Origin of the sequence: Ligilactobacillus aviarius subsp. aviarius DSM 20655, assembly GCF_001436315.1 — a bacterium.
Lineage (GTDB): Bacteria > Bacillota > Bacilli > Lactobacillales > Lactobacillaceae > Ligilactobacillus > Ligilactobacillus aviarius.
In genome coordinates this window covers 145,655-165,275 of the sequence record NZ_AYZA01000016.1, presented here as the reverse complement: position 1 = coordinate 165,275, position 19,621 = coordinate 145,655, and the positions used below count along the sequence as shown (strand labels likewise).

Below are 19,621 nucleotides of genomic sequence, written 5' to 3'. Positions count from 1 at the left end.
TGTTTTGGTAGAATTACCAGATCGTGTTAAAGACGTTGACCTTTCAAACGTCATGCAAACGTCATTTTTAGACTACGCAATGAGTGTTTTAGTTGCACGGGCATTGCCGGACGTTCGTGATGGTTTGAAACCCGTTCACCGTCGGATTTTATATGGAATGAGCGAACTTGGCGTTACACCCGACAAGCCTTATAAAAAATCAGCCAGAATTGTTGGGGAAGTTATGGGGAAATTCCACCCGCATGGCGACTCGGCAATTTACGAATCAATGGTTCGGATGGCGCAAGATTTTAGTTACCGTTACATGTTAGTTGATGGTCACGGAAACTTTGGGTCTGTCGATGGTGATGGAGCGGCCGCAATGCGGTATACCGAAGCCCGGATGTCGAAGATTGCGACGGAAATGTTACGAGATATCAATAAAGATACCATTGATTTTCAACCAAACTACGATGGAACTGAACGGGAACCGAAAGTTTTACCGGCACGTTTTCCAAACTTGTTAGTTAACGGAGCAACCGGGATCGCAGTCGGAATGACGACCAACATTCCACCGCATAATTTGTCAGAAGTCATTTCGGCAATTCATATTTTGATGGATAATCCGGATGCAACAACGGCTGATTTGATGGAAGCAATTCCGGGACCAGATTTTCCAACTGGCGGAATCGTAATGGGAAAGTCAGGCATTCGGAAAGCTTATGAAACCGGTCGCGGAACGGTTATTTTACGGGCGAAAGTCGACATTGAAGAACAAAAGAACGGCAAACAGCAAATTATCATTCACGAATTACCGTACATGGTAAATAAGGCCCGGTTGATCGAACGAATTTCAGAACTTGCCCGGGAAAAGGAAATCGACGGAATCACGGCGATCCATGATGAATCTGACCGTGACGGAATGCGGGTTACAATTGACATTCGCCGGGATGTAAGTGCGTCAGTTGTTTTGAATAACTTATACAAAATGACGCTGATGCAGACGTCATTCGGCTTCAATATGCTTGCCATTGTTGATGGCACCCCAAAGATCTTGAGCTTGAAGAAAATTTTGCAATATTACTTGAAACACCAAGTTGAAGTTATCCGGCGGCGGACGGAATTTGACTTGCGGAAAGCTAAAGCCCGGGCTCATATCTTAGCCGGATTGCGGATCGCACTGGATCATATTCAAGCAATCATTGACATTATCCGGAAATCTGAAAGCGGCGATGTCGCAAAGGACCGTTTGATGAATGAATTTGAATTAAGCGATAAGCAAGCCCAAGCGATTTTGGATATGCGGCTTGTTCGGTTGACCGGTTTGGAACGTGATAAGGTTGAAGCCGATTATGACAAGACAATGAAGGCCATTGCTGATTATGAAGATATTTTGGCAAGCAAGGACCGGATCAACGATATCATTTATCAAGAATTACTTGATATTCAAGCTAAATACGGTGACGAACGGCGGACGGAATTGATGGTCGGTGAAGTCACAAGTATTGAAGACGAAGATTTGATCGAAGAAGAATCAGTTGCAATCACCTTGACTCACAACGGTTACATCAAACGGCTCCCAACAAGCGATTTCAAAGCTCAACGGCGTGGTGGCCGCGGCGTTCAAGGCATGGGCGTTCACGATGATGACTTTATTGAACATCTGGTTACAACTTCAACACATGACCGGCTGCTGTTCTTTACGAACCTCGGAAAAGTTTACAGCATGAAGGGTTACGAAATTCCTGAATACGGCCGGTCAGCAAAGGGAATCCCGGTAATCAACCTGTTGAATATCGATGCCGGCGAAAAGATCGCAACGGTAATCAACATTCCGCATGATAATGACGACCAGGCTAAATACCTCTTCTTCACGACGAAGGAAGGAACCGTTAAACGGACGCCGGTTGAAGACTTTGAAAATATCCGGAAGAACGGATTGAAAGCCATTAACCTGCACGATGGCGATGAACTGATCAACGTTTCGCTGACAGACGGTAATCAAAACATGATTATTGGAACGCACTTAGGATATGCAGTTTCATTTAACGAAAATACAGTTCGGTCAATGGGCCGGTCAGCAGCTGGGGTTCGTGGAATTCGGCTGCGCGAAAACGATTATGTTATTGGATCAGATATCCTTGTTCCAGGCAGCGACGTCTTCGTAATTTCTGAAAAGGGATACGGAAAACGGACGCCAGTCAGTGAATATCCGATCAAAGGTCGGGGTGGTAAAGGAATTAAAACTTCGAATATCACCGAAAAGAACGGCCCGTTAGCCGGATTAACGATCGTCAACGGCGATGAGGATATCATGGTGATCACGAATAAGGGGGTCTTGATTCGGTTTAACGTTGCGGATGTATCCCAAACAGGGCGGTCAACGTTGGGCGTTCATTTGATTAATCTTGAAGATGATTCAACGGTATCAACGATTGCGAAGGTTGATCCGGAACCAAAAGACGATGAAGAGCAATCAGATGAAGAAACGCATGCAGACGCGGATGCATCAACGGACGATGAAAACGAACATGATTTGATGAAGCACGGGGTTCAAGATTTAGCTGATCGCGAACTTGCTCATCAAGAAAATGAAGAACAAGATAAATAAAAGCAATGAAAAAGCGGTTGTGTCAGTTGACACAACCGCTTTTTGTTGATGTTAATGCTTTTTTTATTTACTTGCGCGTAATTCCTTTGTCATGGTCTTTAAGCCTGGAAGGAACATCATGATGGCGAAGCTGATCAAATACATGATCGAAAGGAATGCCATCACACCTTCCATTGAAAGTTTACTCATTAGGAAGCCAATCACAACCGTTGAAAAACTTCCAATGAACTTTCCGATATTCATGATAAAACTGTTAGCCGTCGCTACAATGTCGATCGGATAGAGGTAGTTAATGATTGCTCCGTAACCGCCGTACATTCCGTTAGCGAAGAACCCAACGATTGCTCCGAGAATCAGCAATTCGATCATGTTCCGGGCGCGGACAAGAATGTAAATTACCAGTGCTGCGCCAAAGAGGAAAAGGCCAAATGATTTTTGCGGTCCGAGGTGGTCTAAAATGTTGCCAAAAACAAGCATTCCAATGCACATTCCGATGATGGTTGAGATCATCCACAACGAAGAACCGCGGACACTGATTCCGAGCTGCTTTTGAACGATCGTTGGCAGCCAGTTCATTAATCCAAAGTATCCGCCGGCTTGAACGATAACCATGCAGATCAATCCAAGCGTCTGCATTGAAAGTTTAGGAGTTGAGAAAAGCCGCTTAAATGAAACTTTCGGTTTATCTTCCTTTTGCTGATTTGTAATAAAAGTATCACTTTCCTTGAGGTTTCGCCGAATGAAAAAAGCTAAGATAACTGGAAATACCCCTACAAGGAAAAGGACGTGCCAGCCAAGGCGGGGAAGAATCAAGGCTGATAAGACGGCGGCAAGGATACTCCCGATTTGACCACCGATTGCGGCGACAGATGAGACCCGGCCGTATTGTTTGGCAGCAAAGTGTTCGGCAATCAAGGCCATTCCAACCCCATATTCCCCACCATTTCCAAGACCGATAAGGAACCGCAGGATGTAGATCGTCGTGATGTTATGGGCAAAGTACATTAAAGCCGTTCCGGCAGCAAAGATGAAAATCGTGTACGAAAAGATTTTGATTCGGCCGTATTTGTCGCTTAAAAGGCCAAACAACAGTCCGCCTAAAAGAACGCCCCACTGGGTGATCGTCGTGATCCATCCGGCTTGGACAGTTGAAATTCCAAGGCTGGCAATGATTGACGATAATGCAAATGACATGAAGTTAAAGTCCATGTTTTCAAAAGAAAAACCCGTCGCAGTGGAGGCAATTACAAGTTTCTGCTCTTTACTGAGACTGGGTTTTGACGAATTATTCATAAAAGTTCCCTCCAAAAATAACGCTCACCGGCGTTGTTTATTTTGATAATTTCCTGAAAGTATTTTACTCTTCTTTTTTTATTTTTCAATGTTCAAAAAAGCAGCTTAATTTGCGAATATATATTTGTAACGGAATTTACGATTCTTATTGCAAATCGAAAACTTAAATGATAAACTTATAACTTGTAATACCTTGTTCTTTTACCATTTTTGGAAAAGAACCAAAAGTCCATAAGGAGGTGCAAACACTATGACACATTATGAAATCACATACATCATCAACCCTTCACTTGATGAAGCAGCTAAGAATGAATTAGTTGAACGTTTTGACAACGTTTTAAAGGACAATGGTGCTGAAATTATTGATTCAAAGGATTGGTCAAAGCGTCGTTTTGCATATGAAATTAACGGTTACACAGAAGGTATGTACCACATCGTAAACGTTAACGCTGAAAACGCAGATGCAATCAACGAATTTGATCGTCTTTCAAAGATCAATGACGGTATTTTACGTCACATGATCGTAAAGCGTGAAGACTAATATTGAAAAACGATAAAGGAGGTCATGACCGTGATTAATCGAGTAGTTCTCGTTGGTCGATTAACAAAGAATCCTGATTTACGTTACACCCAATCCGGCTCTGCGGTTGCAAGCTTTACAGTTGCTGTTGAACGGCCGTTTACAAATCAAAATGGTGACCGGGATGCAGACTTTATTAACTGTGTAATGTGGCGGAAAGCGGCTGAAAACTTTGCCAACTTCACCCACAAAGGTTCAATGGTGGCGGTTGAAGGTCGGCTTCAAACGCGTTCATATGAAAACCAACAAGGAGTTCGGGTATACGTAACAGAAGTCGTTGTTGACAACTTCTCATTGTTGGAAACAAAGGCTCAGTCAGAACAGTATCGCCGGGAACATCCCGAAGAAGCACAAGGTCAAGGCGCTCCGATGAATAATAATTCATCATTTGGAAACGGAAATCCGTTTGGGAATCCAAATCCAAGTGGAAACGCAAACCAGGGTGGAACTTTCAATGGGAATGTCCAAACTGGCAACTTAGGAAGCGCAAATGACAACAACAGTCAGGATGCTTCAACCAATGATGATCCATTTGCAGATAATGGAAACTCAATTGATATTTCAGATGATGATTTACCATTCTAATTAACAAGGAGGGAAATCAACATGGCACAACAACGTCGTGGCGGTCGTCGTCGCCGTAAGGTAGACTACATCGCAGCAAACCACATTGAATACATTGACTACAAAGATACAGACTTATTACGTCGTTTCATCTCAGAACGTGGTAAGATCTTACCTCGTCGGGTAACAGGTACAAGCGCAAAGAACCAACGCAAGCTTACAACAGCTATTAAGCGTGCACGGATCATGGGCTTATTACCATTCGTTGCTGAAGACTAATAATTCGTTAAAAGCGAGTAAAAGGCATGTCAGATGGCATGCCTTTTTTGTATGCCTTAAAATTAGATAATAATTAATTTTATAAATCTGATAATTTCGGGGTATTTGTCCATTTTGCTAATTTAATTTTAATTTTTATATTGTTAAAATCTAATTTTTTTGGTAAAATCAAAAATATACAAATTGTTGTTTAAAAAGGCAGAAAGATTGGAGAATTGATGTGAAAGAACAAGATCAACCACAAAAAGAGTTTTTTGGACAGCCGCGCGGTTTAGCAACCCTGTTTTCAACTGAGGTATGGGAACGGTTCAGTTACTATGGAATGCGGGCAATTTTGCTATTTTATATGTACTTTGCCATTTCGAAAGGTGGCCTTGGAATCGATCAGGGAACAGCTGCTTCGATCATGGCGATTTACGGTTCGCTTGTATATATGGCCGGCGTTGTCGGCGGTTGGTTGAGTGACCGCGTTTGGGGAAGCCGGAAGACCGTTTTTATCGGCGGGGTTTTCATTATGTTCGGGCATATTGCATTGTCCCTTCCATTCGGTCAGGCAGCCCTATATACTTCAATTGCGTTGATCGTAATTGGGACAGGGTTATTGAAGCCGAATGTTTCTGACATGGTCGGTGATTTGTATTCTGAAGGCGATCGGCGCCGGGATGCAGGATTTAACATTTTCGTTTTCGGAATTAACTTGGGAGCAGCGATTGCACCATGGGCAGTTCCGTTTGTGGCAAACTTGTTTGGGCATTCAGGAAACATGAATTTCCATGCCGGATTTGCCTTAGCCGCAATTGGAATGTTCATCGGCCTGGTTCAATACTATTTAGAAGGAAAAAAATATTTATCAGATTCAAGTTTGCATCCGAAAGATCCCATTGATCAGCAAAGTTTAAAAAACGTTGTTCGCGGGTCAGTAATCGGCGTGATTGCCTTTGCGGTAGTTCTTGGAATTATGGCCGCATTTCATGCATTAAACATTGATAACATCATTACATTAATCACGGTGATTGCGGTTGCTCTTCCAATTGTTTACTTTGTGATCATGCTTCGCAGTCAAAAGGTTACGAAGGTTGAACGCTCACGGGTTCGCGCCTACATTCCGTTATTTATTGCGGCTGCGATTTTCTGGGCAATTGAAGAATCAGGATCAGTGGTTTTAGCGCTCTTTGCTGAAAACCGGACCGTTTTACATATTGGGAGCTGGAATTTTGCAGCTTCCAACTTCCAAACGCTTAATCCGTTGTTTATCATGATTTTAACGCCGCTTTTTGTATGGTTATGGAATCATTGGAAGAAGCAGCCGAGTGCGCCAGGAAAATTCGCTGCCGGGCTGATTTTTGCCGGGCTATCATATGTTTGGATGGCTCTTCCAGGAATCTTAGATGGAACGCAAGGGCGTGTCAGTCCGTTTTGGCTGGTTGGTTCATGGTTCATCGTTGAAATTGGGGAAATGTTGATTTCACCAATTGGATTATCGGTGACAACGAAGTTAGCTCCCAAGGCTTTCCGTTCTCAAATGATGAGTATGTGGTTCTTAGCGGATGCGGCCGGACAAGCAATTAACTCTCAAATTGTTAAATATTACTCATCAGCAACTGAAGTTCCGTACTTCCTTGCAATCGGAGCGGTAAGTATTATCTTTGGAATTATTCTGGTCTTCTTTGTAAAGAAGATTCACACGTTGATGGAAGGCGTTGACTAAAAATTTAATGAAATAGTTTACAGTTGAATCGTTAAAGATGTAAATTACTGAAAAATTAAAAAAGAGGTTGAAAATCCATTTTCTTAATGAAATCTTAAACTTTAAAAGGTGTTACACGACGTAATCTTCACAGAAAATTCACAATTTGGTTGTAGATTATATTCATAGCCTGATAGAAAAGGCCGAAACATTTTCATTACTTTTTCTCCCCTGAAAAGTAGTTGATTACAAATCATGAAACTCAAGCTTCCCCTTTGAGATTTCATAAAATATACTCCTTTTTTCTCCGCAGTTTAATCTGCGGAGTTTTTTTTATGCAAAAATAAAAATTAATTTTCAAATTGACGAAATTCCTTTGTGAAAAATAACTGAGTAACTTAAACATTTTCTGAAAGAATTAGCGTGCAATTTGCCATCCTATTTGGTAAAATTGAATCAACTTTTAGAGGAGGAAAAAAGAATGAGCAAAGAGATTTTAATTTCAACAACGGAAAATATTCCGGGACGTTCATACGAAGTTATTGGGGAAGTTTTTGGAGTGACGACCCAATCGAAAAACATGTTTAGCAATTTTGGAGCAAGCATGAAAAATATCGTCGGTGGGGAAATCAAGGCATATACTAATATGCTTCATGAATCACGTGAAAAAGCAATTGAACGGTTAAAACAGGAAGCAATCGATGTTGATGCTGACGCGGTTGTCATGATGCGCTTTGATTCCGGCTCGATCGGCGGCGATATGCAATCCGTTGTAGCATACGGAACAGCCGTTAAATTTACAGATTAAAAATGAGTTTCACATGAAACAAAAGCTGTGCTTAAGGGTTAAGCACAGCTTATTTATTATCCTTAACAATTTTCAATTCTTGCCCTTCAAAGGTGTACCCAAATCCGCGAACCGTTTTAATGTATTTCGGATGGTGTGGATCCGGTTCGATTTTATCGCGAAGATGACTGATGTGAATATCAACGATTCGAGAAGTTCCTAAATCATCATTATAATTCCAAACGCCGCGCAGTAGCTGTTCACGTGAAATAACCTGTCCTCTATTTTTAACAAGGAAATAAAGGAGTTTAAATTCTTTTGGTGTTAATCCGAGATCTTCGTTATTCTTTAAAACCCGGTAATGGTCAATGTCGAGCAAAAGGTCATCAAGTTGAAGGTGGTTGTGATGATGATGCGGATGGGAAGAATGCTCTTCGGGAGCAAGATATTCCGCAATCAGAGAATCATCAACATCAATCTTCTGATTGATCAATTCTGGTGGCTGTTGGGAAGTTTGAATGGTTCGACCCCAAAGACACTGTTGCATGCGAACAATAACCTCTTCGTATTCATATGGCTCAACAATGTAATCATCGACGTGCAACCCAAAAAGCTTCATTTCATATTCAAAATCTTTTTTAGCAGTCAACGTTAAGATCGGCTTATTAAATGATTCCCGGATCTTTTTAATAAGCGAAAGGGTGACTTCAGGTGAAGCGGCATCAAGGTCATAAATGATCCCGGCAACGTGCCGATGATTGATAAAATCGAGAGTTTCTTCTGGATCCGTCGTGTTATAAACCATCCAACCATGATCGTTACAATAGGTATTTAATTTCATAAACAATGGTAATTTTTTAGTAACTAAAATCAGCCGCTCTTGCACCAAATTCACCTCCACTCAATATCTATCATTATTATTCCATATGGATCACGAAAATCATAATGATTTACAAAACATTTACATTGCCTTTACATGAAATCGATTTGAACTTTACATCTCTCCGGTACATTAAAAGTAAGCTTAACGAACGGAAAGAGGGACGGAAAGTGAAGAAGAAAAGGTTTAGCCAGTTATTTTTGCTTGGAGGATTACTTTTACTTTTGAGCGGGTGCGGTAATCAGCCGCAAAACAAAATCACGGTTGTCGGTTCAACGGCCTTACAGCCGCTTGTTGAAAAGGCCGCAACCGAATATGAAAAGAAACATGACGGTAATATCACCGTTCAAGGCGGCGGTTCGGGTACCGGCTTAAGCCAGGTTCAGGAAGGCGCCGTCCAAATCGGCGATTCAGATGTGTTTGCCCAACAACAAAGCGGAATCCGGGCAAATGAACTAGTCGATCATAAAGTTGCAGTAGCGGGGATCGCGCCAATCGTGAATCAGAAAGTAAAGGTTAAAAACGTGACGATGCAGCAACTTCGGGCAATTTTTGAAGGAAAGATCACTAACTGGAAACAGCTTGGGGGTCAAAATCAGAAAATTGTGGTCATTAACCGTTCAAAGGGAAGCGGGACGCGCGTTACTTTCGAAAACGATGTGATGAATGGCCAAGAAATGATGAATGCACAGGAACAGGATTCAAACGGAACGGTTCAGCAGATCGTTACTAACACTCCGGGCGCAATCAGTTATATTTCATTTGCATATCTTCGAAGTCAGGGAATTCATCCGTTAAAAATCGATGGAATTCAGCCGACAACGCAAAATGTCGCAACGAATAAATGGAAAATCTGGTCCTATGAACACATGTATACCAAGGGACAGCCGACAGGCGAAACTAAGCAATTTTTGAAATATATGCTTTCAGCTCCGGTTCAACGCAAGATGGTTAAAGAAATGAAATATATCAGTATTCATGATATGCAGGTCAAAAAAGCGATTGACGGCAAAGTTACACCGGTAAAGGAGGGTCAATAAATGGATGACATTAAACAAAAGCTACTCAGCAAGTCAAAGCAGACAACGGAAGATCGACGGGGAAAAATTTTATGTTACGCCTGCCTGAGCCTGATCATTGTTTTGATCGTTTCAATTTTATACTTCATTATCAATCGGGGAACGGCCACCTTTACGCAAAATTATCTGAGTTTAACTCAGTTTTTAACGGGCAAACAGTGGAATCCGGGGCATCACCAGATCGGCGCTTTGCCGATGATCGTAACTTCGTTTTTAGTCACGATTTTAGCGGCGATCCTTGCAACGCCGTTTGCAATCGGGGTAGCCATTTTTATGACTGAATATGCACCGCGGAAAGGAACCAAGGCATTACGAGCGGTAATCGAACTACTTGTCGGAATTCCATCCGTTGTGTACGGCTATATTGGATTAATGGTCGTTGTGCCGTTAGTGCGGAAATTGATCGGTGGCACGGGATTTGGAATTTTAGCCGGAACATTGGTGTTATTCGTAATGATTTTGCCGACCGTGATTTCATTAACGGCTGACAGCTTAAAGGCAATTCCGGTCAGTTATCGGCAAGCAGCCTTGGCGTTGGGAGCAACTAAATGGCAGGCAATTTATAAAATCGTTTTACGGGCCGCGCTTCCAGGAATTTTAACGGCGATCATTTTTGGAATGACCCGGGCCTTCGGGGAAGCACTTGCGGTGCAAATGGTAATTGGAAATGCCGTTTTAATGCCGGAAGGACTTGGAACCCCGACCGCAACGCTGACCAGTCAGTTGACCAGTCAAATGGGAAATACGGTTTTAGGAACGGTCTCAAACAATGCATTATGGTCACTGGCATTGGTTCTATTATTGATGTCACTGGTCTTCAACTTGTTGATCAGGGTAATTACCCGGGAAGGAGTAATTAAGTAATGAATCCGAAAAAAACAAGTCGCATCGCGAAACACGTTATTTATGGATCAGTTGGATTACTGGTAATTCTTTTGCTGTTCCTGATCGGGTATATTTTGATCACCGGGTTACCGGGAATGTCATGGCACTTTCTAACGAGCGTGAGCCAATCATTTGAAGCCGGTGGCGGAATTCGAGATCAAATCTTTAACTCGGTATATATTTTACTTTTAACAACGCTGATTTCATTTCCAATTGCGTTGGGCGTTGGAATCTACCTTGCCGAATATGCAAAGGATAACTGGTTTACAAGCCTTTTACGAACGATCATTGAACTTTTAAGCTCATTGCCATCGATCGTTGTGGGATTATTTGGCTATTTGTTATTTGTAATTAAATTTCAAATTGGATTTTCAATTATTTCCGGAGCAATCACCCTTACCTTTTTCAACTTGCCGTTATTGACCCGCAGTATTGAAGATGCGTTTCGGGCAGTTCCGCTTGATCAGCGGCAAGCAGGAGTCGCACTTGGAATTTCAAAGTGGAAAACGATCATGGGAATTGTTTTTCCGTGTGCATTACCTAAAATCTTGACCGGCGTGATTTTAAGTGCCGGCCGGATCTTTGGGGAAGCCGCCGCATTGATCTTTACGGCCGGACAAAGTAATTCAGTTATTAATTACGCTAATTGGAATCCATTTTCGCCAACCAGTCCCTTGAATATTTTCCGTCCAGCAGAAACGTTGGCGGTTCACATTTGGAAGGTCAACACGGAGTCAATTTTGCCCGATGCCCACCAAGTTTCAAGCGGCTCAGCAGCAGTCTTGATTATTGTAATTTTGATTTTCAATTTTGGTGCGCGGCGGTTAGGAAACGTGGTTTATCGGAAATTAACGGCAACAGATAAGGAACGGTAATGATGGAAATTACAGAAAAATACATTAAAAAAATTGAAACGCCGGTTGCATTGAAAACGCAAGATCTGGCAGTTTATTACGGCGATAAAAAGGCCTTTGCCGAAGGAACGATTGAGTTTCCTCAACACCAGATCACGGCGTTGATTGGTCCTTCGGGATGCGGAAAATCAACCTTTTTACGTTCATTGAACCGAATGAATGATGGAATCGCCCGGGTTGAAGGTCAAATCCTGTATCATGGATTGGACATTAACAACGATCAAATTAATATTTATGAGTTGCGAAAGCATATCGGAATGGTATTCCAACACCCTAATCCGTTTTATAAATCGATTCGGGAAAACATTACGTATGCGTTAAAGTATCACGGGGTTAAAGATCAATCCGTTTTAGATCAAAAGGTCAAAGAAAGTCTTCAAGCAGTTGCACTATGGGATGAAGTCAAGGATTCGCTTGATAAAAACGGCAAGCAGCTTTCAGGCGGCCAGCAGCAACGGTTATGTATTGCCCGGGCAATTGCAATGGAACCCGATATTTTATTGCTTGATGAACCAACGAGCGGGCTTGATCCGGTTTCGACGCGGAAAGTGGAAGATACATTGCAGGAATTAAAGCAGAAGTACACGATTATCATTGTGACGCATAACATGCAGCAAGCTTCCCGCAGCAGTGACTATACGGTTTTCTTTAATCTGGGACAGATCGTTGAATTTGACGAAACGTCGCAAATTTTCACTGCGCCGCACGTGCAAATGACCGAAGATTACGTTTCTGGAAACTTTGGCTAGGAGGTGCATTTCAATGACGCAGATCATGACAGCAGAAAATGTTCACTTGTATTATGGGAAAAAAGAAGCCTTGCATGGCTTTGACATTGGATTTGATGAGAATCAGATCACGGCGTTGATTGGTCCTTCGGGATGCGGCAAGTCAACTTTTTTACGATGCTTGAATCGAATGAATGACTTGATTGAGAATGTTACGATTACGGGGAGCTTTAAGCTTCAAGGAGAAGACATTTATAGCCCGCGAATGGATGTTGTTAAACTCCGCAAAGAAGTCGGAATGGTTTTTCAGCAGCCGAATCCCTTTCCGTTATCGGTTTATGATAACATTGCTTTTGGATTAAAATTAAAGGGAATTAAGGATAAACAAGTAATTGATCAAATCGTTGAAGAAAGTTTACGGAAAGCAGCGGTTTGGGATGAAGTTAAGGATAATTTAAAAAAGGATGCGTTGGCATTTTCAGGCGGCCAGCAACAGCGAATCTGCATTGCCCGGGTTCTAGCCGTGCAACCGAAAGTCATTTTGATGGATGAACCAACAAGCGCGCTTGATCCGGTTTCAAATGCTAAAATTGAAGATACATTGGTTGAGTTAAAAAAAGACTATACGATCATTATTGTGACGCATAACATGCAGCAGGCTTCGCGAATTTCAGATAACACAGCTTTCTTTTTAAACGGTGATTTGATCGAGTCCGGCAAAACCAAGGAATTGTTCCTAACACCGAAAGAAAAATTAACGGATGATTATTTGAATGGTCGGTTTGGTTAAGGAGGGTTAAAATGGTAAAGGAAATTTTTAATGATGAAATGAAGAAGTTGAACGGGCGCTTCAATGAAATGGGAATCGATATCAGCGAACAGATTTATCAGGCAACCAAATCGTTCATTGAACATGACCAGCAACTTGCCGAGAAAATCATTGAGCGCGATGAAACCATTAATAACAATGAAATTTCGCTTGAAGAACGGGCATTGAACCTGATTGCCCTTCAACAGCCCGTGGCACACGAATTCCGGAAAATTATTAGTATTTTAAAGGCAAGTTCTGACTTAGAGCGGATCGGTGACCATGCAATTATTATTGCCCGGGAAACGATTCGGTTAAAAGGCAATAACCGGATTCCGGAAATCGAAGAGTTGATTTCAAATTTAACGGCGGACATTCGCAACATGCTTGAACAATCACTGGATGCTTCGATTCGGGACAATGAAGCTGAAGCCCGGAAGATTGCGGCGATGGATCCGGAAATCGACCAACAATATTATCATATTTACCAAATGATTGTTGAGATCATGAAGCGCGAAACGAATACCGCAGTGGCAGCGATGAGTTATTTAATGGTTGCACGGATCTTGGAACGAATCGGGGATCACATCGTCAACCTTTGTGAATGGGTCGTTTACGATGCGACAGGAAAGATTCAGGAATTAAATCCAGGAAAACTCAATCGTGATGAGTATTTAAAGGTTGAAGAACAGGAAGCGCTGATCCGCCATGAACGGAAAAAGGCACGAATGAAACGCGAAGATAAGTAGGGAAAAGGTTTGACAACAAATTGTGTCAAACCTTTTTAATTAAAATTTCCAATAGATGAAGGCGCTATCATAAAGGCGTAAAGGAATCAATTGTGCAAAATATAGAATATAATTATCGGTATATAAGAGAAGTCAGTAGTAACTGATAATTTGAAATAGGAGGAATCTGTCATGAAAAAAGTTACGGTTATTGATTATTTGATCGAACGGCTTCATGAAATCGGAGTAGATGACATCTTTGGGGTTCCAGGGGATTACAACTTATCATTTTTAGATGATGTTGAAAAGAGTTCATCAGTTAACTGGATCGGGGATTGTAATGAATTAAATGCGGCCTATGCGGCTGACGGCTATGCCCGGAAGAAGGGTGTCGGGGCCTTGATCACAACGTTTGATGTTGGTGAATTAAGTGCAATCAATGGAATTGCCGGCAGTTATGCTGAACATATTCCAGTGATCGCAATTACCGGGGCACCAACAACGAAGGTTCAAGAAAATAAGAAATTAATGCACCATACCGATGCAACCGGAAACTTTAAGCGTTCATACCGGGCATATAAGCAATTTACAGAAACTCAGGCTCTGTTAGGATTTGAAAATGCGGGCGCTGAAATTGACCGGGCATTGACAACGGCAATTATCAAACGGCGGCCGGTTTACATTTCCCTTCCATTGGATGTCGCTCACAGTATGATCGATGCGCCGAGTGCACCGTTGAATTTGACCGTTCAAAATACGGATCATAACAAGCGGGTTGCTCAACGGTTAGTTGATGAATTGAAGAAGGCAAAGCGGCCGGTTATTTTAGCGGGAAATGAAATTATGACGTTCCGGGCAAAGGCGGAATTTGAAAACTTGATCAACCAAACGCACATTCCGGTTGCAACAATGCTGTTAGGAAAGTCTTCAATTAATGAAGAAAATCCATACTTTATTGGAACATATTATCCGAACTATGGCGACAAGCGGGTTTTGAACTATGTTGACCAAAGCGATTTGGTAATCGTCTTTGGAAGCAAGCTGATCGACGTTAATACCGGAAGCTTTACCCAATGTTTCACCCAAAAAGAAACAGTCGTTTTGAATTGCGATAATACCGATTTCTTCGGTGAAAAGAGCCGGGGCGTTAACATCAATAACTTGATCAAGAACCTTGAAAACTTCGATTATCAATTTGACTTTGAAAGTACTGGATTAAACAATGTAACGCCGGATGTAAAATATGAAGACAATGATGATCAGGAATTGAACTTATCCCAATACATGTACGCCTTTAAGAACTTCATGAAGCCGGATGACACGATTTATACTGAAACCGGGACTTCTCAATATGGTCTTTCATTTATGAACTTGAAAAAGGGCGTTGACTTTGAAGCCCAACCATTATGGGGCTCAATCGGCTATACTTTGCCAGCAGTTTTAGGAAGTCAAATTGCGGATCCTGAAGGCCGGCATATCTTGTCGATCGGTGATGGCTCAGCTCAAATGACGATTCAAGAATTAAGCTTGATTCAACGGCATCACTTGAAACCAATCATCTTCTTGGTTGACAATGATGGTTACACGATCGAACGGGTCATTCACGGAGCTCATGCAAAGTATAATGATATTGCGGTTTGGGATTATACTAAGATTCCGGCTGCAATGGGAATTACTGAAGACACGATGGATGTTAGCGTTGCAACTAACAAGCAGGAGATGCTTGCCATTATGGACAAAATTGCTGACGATCGTAGTAAGGCCCACTTTGTGATTTTAAAGACCAAGGCTTTGGATGCCCCTGAATTGGTTAAGAAAATCGGAAAGTCAATGAGTTTGATCGATAAATCACATTTCTATGGTGAAGAATAAAATAGAAAGGATAAATCGCAGGATAAACTGCGATTTATTTTTTATGCCAATGTAAGCGCTATTTTAAATTGGATTGATTTATGATAAGGTAACCATGTAATCATAAAGAATTGGAGGAATTGAAATGGGAATGAAATTGCCAAAAGACTTTTTATGGGGTGGAGCGGTTGCTGCGCACCAATTAGAAGGTGCTTGGAATGAAGATGGAAAGGGCGTTTCCGTTGCCGATGTTATGACGGTCGGTTCTGCAACCCAACCACGTGAAATTACGCATGGGGTTCTTCCAGGAAAAAATTATCCGAATCATGAAGCAATTGATTTTTACCATCATTGTAAGGAAGATATTAAGTTAATGGCTGAAATGGGATTTAAGTGCTTCCGGACATCAATTGCGTGGACGCGGATCTTTCCGAATGGCGATGATGCGGAACCTAACGAAGCGGGCTTGAAATTTTACGATGATTTATTCGATGAATGCCACAAATACGGAATTGAACCGGTAATTACGTTATCGCACTTTGAAATGCCATATCATTTAGTAGAAGAATATGGTGGATTTACCAACCGGAAGACGATTGATTTCTTCGTCAAGTTTGCAACAACATGTTTCAACCGGTATAAGGATAAAGTCAAATATTGGATGACCTTTAATGAGATTGACAACCAATCTGAATTCAATAATCCATTTTTAACGATGACAAATTCGGGCTACTTTGTCGATGAACAGGAAAATCCAGAGGCTGCAATGTTCCAAGCAGCGCACTACGAATTAGTCGCGAGTGCTTTGGCCGTTAAGGAAGGAAAAAAGATCAATCCTGATTTCCAAATTGGTTGCATGATCGCATGTACACCATATTATCCAAATACATCAGACCCAGATGATATTTTACTTGCACAACGGGTAAACCAGTTACGGTGCTGGTTCTCAGATGTCCAATGTAACGGTGAATATCCGAAAGCGATTGAAAAGTACATTGAACGCAATGGCTTCCGTCCAGATATCACCGCTGAAGATCGGATCGTTCTTAAGGAAGGAACGGTTGACTATATCGGCTTTAGTTACTATGCTTCTCGAAATGTATCAGCAAGTAAGGTAAAAATTGATGATTTGCATGATATTGATCAGGCAGTTGTGCCCAACAAGTATCTAAAAACGACTGACTGGGGATGGACGATCGATCCAAAGGGCCTTCGTTGGTCGTTGAACTTCTTAACTGACCGTTATCACAAACCGCTCTTCATTGTTGAAAATGGAATGGGCGCATTTGATAAGGTTGAAGCGGATGGAGCGATTCATGACAGTTATCGGATTGATTATCTCAGAAAACACATCGAACAGATGGAAAAAGCGGTCAATCTTGATGGCGTTGACTTGATGGGTTACACTCCATGGGGCTGCATTGATCTTGTATCAGCCGGAACCGGTCAGATGGACAAGCGATATGGCTTTATTTACGTTGATAAAAATGATCAAGGGGAAGGAACCCTTAAACGAATGAAGAAAGATTCATTTTATTGGTATCAAAAAGTGATTAAATCAAACGGGGAAGATTTAAGATAATCAAGATAATTTCGAGAAAATATTAAAGATTATTAATGACGTTCCGAAACATAATATAAATGAAATGTTATGGAAATAATTATTGTAACTTTGGTGCCAAGAAGAAAAAAGCGTGAATTTATTGGTATAACCAGTGGTTTGTGCGGACTAGATTTTTCAAAATAATGAAAAACTTCTGAAAGTGGTTACTTGTAACAATGCTGTAATATTCGAAAGAGTTCGGATAATAAATAAAAATTGTTAAGATTTTCGGGGGGGGTTGCGATTCTGTGAATTTTGGCTTATATTGATGACGTTAAGCAAAACTATTTTACATAAAGGTTTTAACAGTTCTGCTTGTTAAACCTCTATGAGGATTTATTTTAAGGAGTTGAGTTAAATGAAACGTAAGATGGAAAAAATGTCTGAAGTTTCTCGTGTAAAGACTTACAAAAAGGGTAGTAAGTGGGTCTCATCATTAATGGTTACAGCAGGTGTTGGTGCCTTAGCATTATCAGCTGGTAGTTTATCAGCAAATGCTGACACAGTTGCTGCAAACCACGTATCAAACAATTCAGAAAGCCACGTTGCTTCAGTTGCAACAACTTCAGCAGCTAAGTCATCAAACACAGTTGCATTGAAGTCATCAGCAAACAACAGTTCAGCAAAGGCTAGTTCAACATCATCAGCTAAAGCTAGTTCAACAGCTTCATCAAAGGCTTCAAGCACACAATCAAGTGCTGTAGCTTCATCAGCTTCATCAGAAACTGAAAGCCAAAAAGCTGCTGATACAGCAAATGCAGCATTCAGTCAAGCACAAAGCGACTTGATCAATGCTCAAAACAAAGAACAAGCTGCACAAAAGTCATACAACACTGCATCAAGCAAGTACAATGCAGACAAGAAGACAACAGCTAATGCTCAAAGTGCATTCAACAAAGCAAAGGATGACTACAAGAACACAGCTAATGATTTGAACTCAAAGAAAGCTGCTGCTCAAGAAGCACAAACAGCATTTGACAAGGCAAAGAAAGACTACATGACAACAGCTAACGCTCTTAACGCTAAGAACGCTAAGTTGGCTGAAGCACAAAAGGCTGTTTCAGATGCTAACGATGCTTTAACAAATGCCAGTGAAGAATTAAGCGATGCTACAACAGCTAAGGACAAGAAGGCTGCACAAGAGGCATTTGACGATGCTCAAGCAGCTTTACTTAAAGCTCAAGACAAAGAACAAGCTGCTAAGAAGGCTGCTGACGATGCACAAACAGCATTCAACAAAGCAAAAGATGAATACAAGAACACAGCAAATGCTTTGAACACAGCAAATGCAAATGCTCACTGGGCACAAGTAGCATTTGACAAAGCAAAGAAAGAATACAAAGATACAGCAAATGCCTTGAACACAGCTGAAGCAAACGAACACTGGGACGAAGTTGCAATGAACAACGCCAAGAGTGCTTTAACAAAGGCACAACAAGCTGTTACAAATGCAAATGATGCTCTTAAGACAGCCAGCGACATGGTTGCTGCATTACCACAAAAGCACCACTCAGCACAACCAGCTGACAATCCTAACGACATTCAAAATGGTCCTGCCGAAGTAACACCTTCAGCAAACAAGAACAACACAAATAACGAACACCACTCAGCACAACCAGCTGACAACCCTAACGATGTTCAAAACGGTCCTGCTAAGGTAACACCTTCAGCAAACACAAACAAAGGCAGTGAAGCAAAGCCTTCAACAAACACAAACAAAGGTAACGAAGCAAAACCTTCAACAAGCGCAAACAAAGGCAACGAAGCAAAGCCTTCAACAAACGCAAACAAGGGTAACGAAGCAAAGCCTTCAACAAACACAAACTCACAAAAGAAGAACGAAGTAAAACCTTCAACTTCATCAGCTAAGAAGGAAGCAAGCAAGAAAGCTGCTTCATCAGAAAAGAAGGCTGCTCCAGTTGCTAAGAAGGCTGAAGCTAATAAAGCTGTTAAGTTTGTCGGCGGCGAAGAAAAGGCTGCTAAGAAGTCATCAGCAAACTTCAACGCACCAATCACATACACATACAGTGAAAACGAAGCTGCTAAGACAACATCAGCTAAGGCAGAATCATCAAAGAACACAATGCCACAAACAGGTGAAGCATCAAGCAATGTTGCAGCTGTAGCAGGTATGGGTGCTTTGGCTGCTGCTATGGGTCTTGGCTTCGCAGAATTAAAGCGTCGTCACTAATCTGACAGCAAACTGATAACATAACAGTTATCTACTTATTCATTGACTCTCTGATCTATTATATGAAACGTTAAAAGAACCACGTGTGAAAGCACGTGGTTTTTTTGTTTTATAAAAAAGGAAGCTGAAAAAAGATAATTCGGTTTCCTTTTTATCTAATGAATTAAAGTTTGA

General features: G+C 41.5%; 17 protein-coding genes. 15 read left to right on the top strand and 2 right to left on the bottom strand.

Annotated features, from left to right (window positions below):
- Nucleotides 1-4: 4 nt before the first annotated feature.
- On the top strand, nucleotides 5-2,590 hold the full coding sequence (gene gyrA / locus FC33_RS03310; protein WP_057827200.1) for a DNA gyrase subunit A: 2,586 nt from the start codon (nucleotides 5-7) through the stop codon (nucleotides 2,588-2,590).
- 63 nt (nucleotides 2,591-2,653) lie between these two features.
- Here gyrA and FC33_RS03305 read toward each other — a convergent pair whose 3' ends face one another.
- Nucleotides 2,654-3,883, bottom strand: coding sequence for an MFS transporter (locus tag FC33_RS03305; protein ID WP_057827199.1), 1,230 nt, complete (start codon nucleotides 3,881-3,883; stop codon nucleotides 2,654-2,656).
- A 250-nt stretch (nucleotides 3,884-4,133) separates the two neighbouring features.
- Between FC33_RS03305 and rpsF the strand changes: the two genes are divergently transcribed.
- The 5 genes from rpsF (at nucleotide 4,134) to FC33_RS03280 (ending at nucleotide 7,801) form a co-directional block, all read left to right on the top strand.
- Complete coding sequence (gene rpsF, locus FC33_RS03300; RefSeq protein WP_057827198.1) at nucleotides 4,134-4,424, top strand: 30S ribosomal protein S6; 291 nt, start codon at nucleotides 4,134-4,136, stop codon at nucleotides 4,422-4,424.
- Between the two features lie 30 nt (nucleotides 4,425-4,454).
- The gene (ssb, locus tag FC33_RS03295) at nucleotides 4,455-5,048 is read left to right on the top strand and encodes a single-stranded DNA-binding protein (protein WP_057827197.1); all 594 of its coding nucleotides are present in this window, start codon (nucleotides 4,455-4,457) and stop codon (nucleotides 5,046-5,048) included.
- A gap of 21 nt (nucleotides 5,049-5,069) precedes the next feature.
- Nucleotides 5,070-5,306, top strand: coding sequence for a 30S ribosomal protein S18 (gene rpsR, locus FC33_RS03290; protein ID WP_057827196.1), 237 nt, complete (start codon nucleotides 5,070-5,072; stop codon nucleotides 5,304-5,306).
- Nucleotides 5,307-5,526: 220 nt separating this feature from the next.
- Nucleotides 5,527-7,014 carry a peptide MFS transporter gene (locus tag FC33_RS03285; protein WP_057827195.1) on the top strand — a complete coding sequence of 496 codons (1,488 nt, stop codon included), beginning with the start codon at nucleotides 5,527-5,529 and terminating at the stop codon, nucleotides 7,012-7,014.
- 460 nt (nucleotides 7,015-7,474) lie between these two features.
- The gene (locus FC33_RS03280; RefSeq protein WP_057827194.1) at nucleotides 7,475-7,801 is read left to right on the top strand and encodes a heavy metal-binding domain-containing protein; all 327 of its coding nucleotides are present in this window, start codon (nucleotides 7,475-7,477) and stop codon (nucleotides 7,799-7,801) included.
- 49 nt (nucleotides 7,802-7,850) lie between these two features.
- Here FC33_RS03280 and FC33_RS03275 read toward each other — a convergent pair whose 3' ends face one another.
- Complete coding sequence (locus FC33_RS03275; protein ID WP_057827193.1) at nucleotides 7,851-8,666, bottom strand: winged helix-turn-helix transcriptional regulator; 816 nt, start codon at nucleotides 8,664-8,666, stop codon at nucleotides 7,851-7,853.
- A gap of 164 nt (nucleotides 8,667-8,830) precedes the next feature.
- On the opposite strand from FC33_RS03275, the gene FC33_RS08280 reads away from it, so the two are divergent.
- From FC33_RS08280 to FC33_RS03230, 9 genes are all read left to right on the top strand, one after another.
- A complete protein-coding gene (locus FC33_RS08280; RefSeq protein ID WP_057827192.1) occupies nucleotides 8,831-9,700 on the top strand; it encodes a phosphate ABC transporter substrate-binding protein in 870 nt (289 codons plus the stop codon).
- On the top strand, nucleotides 9,701-10,603 hold the full coding sequence (gene pstC / locus FC33_RS08275) for a phosphate ABC transporter permease subunit PstC (RefSeq protein ID WP_057827191.1): 903 nt from the start codon (nucleotides 9,701-9,703) through the stop codon (nucleotides 10,601-10,603).
- Entirely contained in the window at nucleotides 10,603-11,499 is an 897-nt protein-coding gene (pstA, locus tag FC33_RS03260) for a phosphate ABC transporter permease PstA (protein WP_057827190.1), read from the top strand. Before pstC ends, pstA begins: the two co-directional genes overlap by 1 nt.
- Before the next feature lie 2 nt (nucleotides 11,500-11,501).
- Nucleotides 11,502-12,287 carry a phosphate ABC transporter ATP-binding protein PstB gene (gene pstB, locus FC33_RS03255; protein ID WP_420864652.1) on the top strand — a complete coding sequence of 262 codons (786 nt, stop codon included), beginning with the start codon at nucleotides 11,502-11,504 and terminating at the stop codon, nucleotides 12,285-12,287.
- Nucleotides 12,288-12,300: 13 nt separating this feature from the next.
- A complete protein-coding gene (gene pstB / locus FC33_RS03250; RefSeq protein WP_057827188.1) occupies nucleotides 12,301-13,056 on the top strand; it encodes a phosphate ABC transporter ATP-binding protein PstB in 756 nt (251 codons plus the stop codon).
- Between the two features lie 11 nt (nucleotides 13,057-13,067).
- The gene (phoU, locus tag FC33_RS03245) at nucleotides 13,068-13,823 is read left to right on the top strand and encodes a phosphate signaling complex protein PhoU (protein WP_057827187.1); all 756 of its coding nucleotides are present in this window, start codon (nucleotides 13,068-13,070) and stop codon (nucleotides 13,821-13,823) included.
- 171 nt (nucleotides 13,824-13,994) lie between these two features.
- Nucleotides 13,995-15,674, top strand: a complete 1,680-nt coding sequence (locus FC33_RS03240) for an alpha-keto acid decarboxylase family protein (RefSeq protein ID WP_057827186.1) — start codon at nucleotides 13,995-13,997, stop codon at nucleotides 15,672-15,674.
- 124 nt (nucleotides 15,675-15,798) lie between these two features.
- Nucleotides 15,799-17,235 carry a 6-phospho-beta-glucosidase gene (locus FC33_RS03235; RefSeq protein ID WP_057827185.1) on the top strand — a complete coding sequence of 479 codons (1,437 nt, stop codon included), beginning with the start codon at nucleotides 15,799-15,801 and terminating at the stop codon, nucleotides 17,233-17,235.
- Between the two features lie 379 nt (nucleotides 17,236-17,614).
- A complete protein-coding gene (locus tag FC33_RS03230) occupies nucleotides 17,615-19,447 on the top strand; it encodes an LPXTG cell wall anchor domain-containing protein (RefSeq protein ID WP_057827184.1) in 1,833 nt (610 codons plus the stop codon).
- Nucleotides 19,448-19,621: the final 174 nt, after the last annotated feature.

Coding starts and splice junctions, on each gene's coding strand:
- FC33_RS03235 (WP_057827185.1), top strand. CDS start 15,799: ATGGGAATGAAATTGCCAAAAGACTTTTTATGGGGTGGAGCGGTTGCT.
- FC33_RS03305 (WP_057827199.1), bottom strand. CDS start 3,883: ATGAATAATTCGTCAAAACCCAGTCTCAGTAAAGAGCAGAAACTTGTA.
- FC33_RS03240 (WP_057827186.1), top strand. CDS start 13,995: ATGAAAAAAGTTACGGTTATTGATTATTTGATCGAACGGCTTCATGAA.
- phoU (WP_057827187.1), top strand. CDS start 13,068: ATGGTAAAGGAAATTTTTAATGATGAAATGAAGAAGTTGAACGGGCGC.
- pstA (WP_057827190.1), top strand. CDS start 10,603: ATGAATCCGAAAAAAACAAGTCGCATCGCGAAACACGTTATTTATGGA.
- rpsR (WP_057827196.1), top strand. CDS start 5,070: ATGGCACAACAACGTCGTGGCGGTCGTCGTCGCCGTAAGGTAGACTAC.
- FC33_RS03280 (WP_057827194.1), top strand. CDS start 7,475: ATGAGCAAAGAGATTTTAATTTCAACAACGGAAAATATTCCGGGACGT.
- pstB (WP_420864652.1), top strand. CDS start 11,502: ATGGAAATTACAGAAAAATACATTAAAAAAATTGAAACGCCGGTTGCA.
- FC33_RS03230 (WP_057827184.1), top strand. CDS start 17,615: ATGAAACGTAAGATGGAAAAAATGTCTGAAGTTTCTCGTGTAAAGACT.
- pstB (WP_057827188.1), top strand. CDS start 12,301: ATGACGCAGATCATGACAGCAGAAAATGTTCACTTGTATTATGGGAAA.
- pstC (WP_057827191.1), top strand. CDS start 9,701: ATGGATGACATTAAACAAAAGCTACTCAGCAAGTCAAAGCAGACAACG.
- rpsF (WP_057827198.1), top strand. CDS start 4,134: ATGACACATTATGAAATCACATACATCATCAACCCTTCACTTGATGAA.